Annotated in this window: 3 protein-coding genes; all 3 read left to right on the top strand. The window is 34.8% G+C overall.

Features of this window, described 5'->3' with window-relative positions:
* Positions 1 to 135: 135 nt before the first annotated feature.
* Positions 136 to 1371 (top strand): site-specific integrase, encoded by a 1236-nt coding sequence (locus tag P0N36_RS14835; protein ID WP_275843653.1) that lies wholly within the window; start codon positions 136 to 138, stop codon positions 1369 to 1371.
* The gene (locus tag P0N36_RS14830; RefSeq protein ID WP_275843652.1) at positions 1368 to 2354 is read left to right on the top strand and encodes a tyrosine-type recombinase/integrase; all 987 of its coding nucleotides are present in this window, start codon (positions 1368 to 1370) and stop codon (positions 2352 to 2354) included. Before P0N36_RS14835 ends, P0N36_RS14830 begins: the two co-directional genes overlap by 4 nt.
* On the top strand, positions 2344 to 3074 hold a 731-nt coding region (locus P0N36_RS14825), incomplete at its 3' end, for a tyrosine-type recombinase/integrase (RefSeq protein WP_275843651.1). The genes P0N36_RS14830 and P0N36_RS14825, both read left to right, overlap by 11 nt.

The raw sequence follows: 3074 nt of genomic DNA, 5'->3' as shown, positions 1-3074 counted from the left end.
CATTATCCTAGTACTATTATTATCCGAGAAGATTCTATTAAGATTGCATAAACACTACTTTTTAATAAAATCTTCTCAGATAACAATATATTCCTTTAAAATGGTGTTATATAACATTTTAAGGAGGTGCTTACCATGGCACAAGATAAAATCAACACTTTCTCATTTAGCGATCATCTAGATTTATTCATCAAGTTTTTAGAGTCAAAATCCTACAAAAAATCGACATTAATCAACTACCGAAGAACACTGAAAAAAATCGATCTTTACATGAACTTGCAAAGTATTTCTGGCTATTCAGAAATGGTAGGTCTACAGTATTTTAATTACTACATCCACGAGCACAAGATTGAGTTGTCGAGACAAGCTGCCATACGGACAGCTATTCGCAGATTTAATGATTTTTATTTAGGAAATGAATATACTCTTCAGCCGACAACGCTTATCGAATTATTGCCAAATAACTATGAGGAAATTCTATCACGGTATGTCTTGCACTGTTATGATCTAGGTAATAAAGACAACACCATTGAAGGAAAGTGTCGATTTATACGATGTTTCCTAAAGGATTGTATTACACAAGGATGCCTTGATATAGTTTCATTAAATCCATCACAAGTAATAAAAGCATGTTTGCGTGTTCAGAATAAAGATGGTTGGGCTGCTATACGAGTTTTCCTGAAATTCATAAATACTGAGGGTATACACGTATCTGATTTTTCAACACTGGTGCCACATTACAAACATCCGTTTCACCTTCCTGTAACCTATAGCAAAGAAGAAATTTCTAGACTTGAGAATGCAATAGACAAAAAAAGTAGTATTGGAAAACGAGATTATGCATTAATCCTGTTAGCAACAAGATTAGGAATGAGGTCTGGTGATATTGTGAATCTGACACTAGATAAACTTGATTTTGATAATAATACGATTACATTTAACCAGCAAAAAACAGGTGAAATACAGCAGCTGCCTATGTTGACTGAAATACGAGATGCCATTACTGAATATGTTAACAACGTTCGTCCCCAAAAATGCAGCAATTTTGTCTTCCTTCGAATAAATGCACCCTATGAGCAGATTACTACTTCAGTCCTTAGGTTTGAAATAACACAGTACTTCAAAAAAGCAGGAATCGATATCACAAGTAAAAAACATGGACCACATGTATTTAGATCGTCACTAGCGAGTTCCATGGTGAACGATGATATTCCATATGAGGCAGTTAGTAAAATTTTAGGGCATGTCGATCCTGAGTCCATAAAACATTACGCAAGACTTGATATAGAAAAGCTTCGTGAATGCGCAATAGAGGTACCTGAACCTTCGAGTTGCTTTAAGAATTTTCTTGAAGGAGGTTCACAGCTATGACTGAGTTTAAGAGTATTTTAAAAGTTGAGCTTTCTGATTTTTTATCACTAAGAAAAATTTCAAAAAGCAAAAGTGCTTACGATCATGATCGCCATACTCTAAGAATATTTGACGAATATCTTGTCGACATCAATTGCACTAGTAAAAATCTAATGGAAGATCAGGTGACTGATTGGATTCGCACTATAGAAGGGAAAAGTAGTACGATTGCTAATGTTGTCATCGTCATAAGATTATTTTTGGAGAACCTCAAAAGCTATGGTATTAATCCTTACATACCGCCTACTCCAAAGATCAGAGATGATTATATACCCTATATATTTTCTGATAACGAGATGAGGCGAATTTTTGGGATTGCTGACTCATTACAAAAAGTTAAGCCAGTTAAAAACATATTTATCCATAATGAGTTTCCTATGATCCTTAGGCTTATGTATGGTTGTGGACTACGTGCTGGAGAGTCACTATCATTAAGAATGAAAGACATTGATCTTGAGATCGGCGTACTGACCTTAAATAATACAAAAGGTGATAAGCAACGGCTTGTGCCTATGCATCATTCGCTAACAAAAATCCTTGAACGATATTGTATCGCAATGGGAATTATGGGTTATCCTGAGGCCAATCTTTTTCCGACAATTGATCTTACCGAAGCAGTTACTGTACACAGTGCGCAGCATAAATTCAATGATATACTTAAGCTTGCAGATATATCTTTAATGGGAAGGCAAAGGCATCAACGAGGTCCATGTTTGCATTGTCTAAGACATGTATTCGTGTTTAAATCCTTTAGATCTTCAGAAAATACTGGACGAAGAATAAATGAAACTGTTCCCTATTTATCATTATACCTTGGTCATGATAGCCTTAAAGAAACAGAAAAATATCTGAAATTCAGTAGTGAACTATTCCCGGAATCAATGGAATTATTTGAAGCTTATACATCAACAGTATTTCCGGAGGTGAACTACGATGGCGAATGATGCTTCAAAATTTCTAATACTTTTAAATGGATTTTTGACGAATTACCTACCGCATTCCCTTGGCGCAAGTTCCAATACAGTTACTTCATATAAATATGCTTTTCGATTATTGTTAGAGTTTATGTATTTACAGAAAGGTATCTCAGCAGATCAAGTCACCTTTGGACATCTTGATTATAAAGTATTGATTGAATTTCTTAACTGGTTGGAAGTTAATCGAAAATGCAGTTCCTCAACGAAAAATCAAAGATTGTCAGCTTTGTTATCATTTTCGAAGTATGCACAAAATAGAGATTTTGAAGCTGCTTCTATATTTCGAAGTAGCATAGTTAAAATACCAATGAAAAAATCTCATCCAAAAACACGTGCAGTATTTACAATTCAAGAGATACCCATCCTATTACGGTTGCCGGATGAAAGCAAAGGAACTGGACTACGAGATAAAACTTTACTATGTCTAATGTATGCAAGTGGTACAAGAGCGCAGGAAATTTGCGACCTCACTGTAAAATGTATTGAATTTCAACCTAATGGTGCAACGTTAAATGTCAAAGGAAAAGGTGGTAAATCTAGACGTATAGGCATTCCTGCTAATTGCTCAAAAATATTGTTTAACTACATGAACATGCAGCATCTAGAAGGTAAGCCCGACAAACATATATTTTCAAGCCAAACACATGAACAAATGAGCGTATCCTGTATTGAAGGTATATTTAATAA

Origin of the sequence: Petrocella sp. FN5, from assembly GCF_029210395.1 — a bacterium.
GTDB lineage: Bacteria > Bacillota > Clostridia > Lachnospirales > Vallitaleaceae > Petrocella.
This window is presented reverse-complemented; position numbering and strand designations above follow the sequence as displayed.

What these genes read in the sequence shown, in the direction of transcription:
- P0N36_RS14835 (WP_275843653.1), top strand. Translation starts at nt 136, where the DNA reads ATGGCACAAGATAAAATCAACACTTTCTCATTTAGCGATCATCTAGAT.
- P0N36_RS14830 (WP_275843652.1), top strand. Translation starts at nt 1,368, where the DNA reads ATGACTGAGTTTAAGAGTATTTTAAAAGTTGAGCTTTCTGATTTTTTA.